This is a genomic window from Halomonas sp. 707B3 (assembly GCF_024158645.1).
GTDB classification, from domain to species: Bacteria; Pseudomonadota; Gammaproteobacteria; order Pseudomonadales; family Halomonadaceae; genus Vreelandella; species Vreelandella lionensis.
In genome coordinates this window covers 1-1258 of the sequence record NZ_JAMZBE010000301.1, presented here as the reverse complement: position 1 = coordinate 1258, position 1258 = coordinate 1, and the positions used below count along the sequence as shown (strand labels likewise).

Sequence of the window (1258 nt, the reverse complement as noted above, 5' to 3'; positions counted from 1 at the left end):
TGGTATGGCCCCATTTTTGTAGACACTTGGGGTTAACTGTTCGCCGCATAGACGCTGGGAGTAAGACCTCCTAGCGTCATGTGCCTTCTCATCTTAGGGTAGAACTCCTCAATATAGTAACGAACCTGGTCACCCATATCGCTTCGTTCTATCGTGCCTAACGGCTTTGTCCATTCCTTTTTGAGCATGGCAAAAAAGCTTTCTGCACAGGCATTATCCCAGCAATTTCCTCGGCGAGACATGCTGATTGTGACCTCACGGTCGTTCAGCCACATCATTACCTCCTCGCTGCGATACTGTGTGCCTTGATCAGAATGAAAGAGCAACTCCCTTCCCGCCGGCTGATGATGCTTCCAAGCTGACTCCAGCGCGTTTAACACCAGCCGTGAGCTATTGACGGCTCCTTGTGCATAACCAACGATTTGTCGAGTCCCTAGATCCATAACAACCGCTAGGTAGAGCCATCCTTCCCGGCAGCGAATCTGTGTAATGTCCGAGACCCAAACCTTGTTTCGCTCGCCTATTGAAAATCGTCGATTCAATAGGTTAGGCAAAACGGGGAGCGTCGACTCGGCGCGTCGATACCCAGGTTTTAAGGCGGTACAGGAGCGATAGCCTGCTTCTTGAAGAAGGCGCTGAACCTGATTCTTTCCGCAGCGGTACCCTTCATCTTGCGCTTCCATCCATAGCTTCCGATAACCAGGCACACTGTTCATTTTCTTGGCACGCTCTAGCAAAAACAACGTGATGCTCTGATGACGCTTTTGCATTTTTCCAGGTTGTCGTTGGCGGTCTTTCCATCGGTAGTAACCTGATCGAGAGACACCGAGTACTTCACAAGTGATTGAGAGCGGCCACCGACATTGGCGATGAGCCTCAATAAAAGCAAATTTTATTTGCCGTGCTTGATAAAGTACTCGTCCGCCTTTTTTAAGATCTCAGTCTCCATCTGTGATCTTTTTAGCTGCTTTTTCAGCTTCTTGATTTCATTTTCAAGTTCTTGAACGCTTTTTTCAGGGCCAACATTGGCAATTTTCTTGTCAGACGATGTGTGATCCATGGTCAACTCCTTGCGCCAACGACTTAATGTATTCGGATGTATACATAGTTTGGCAGCAAGCGTTGTCTGTGTCTGCGGCGAAGAAAGTGACGCTTGCACGGCGTCACGTTTAAACGCATCTGAATACCTGGGGCTACATTTGTATTTCATAACACCTTCTCTCGAAAAAAGGTGTCTACTTTTTTAGGGGCAATCCAG

General features: G+C 48.0%; 1 protein-coding gene. It reads right to left on the bottom strand.

The features are described 5' to 3' along the window. Positions 1-32 precede the first annotated feature (32 nt). Positions 33-1210 (bottom strand): IS3 family transposase gene (locus tag BIS10_RS18775; RefSeq protein ID WP_253507814.1). Its coding sequence is split into 2 segments (ribosomal slippage): positions 33-919 and positions 919-1210, totalling 1179 coding nucleotides; the frame shifts between segments, so codons are not numbered across the junction. Between the last annotated feature and the right edge of the window lie 48 nt (positions 1211-1258).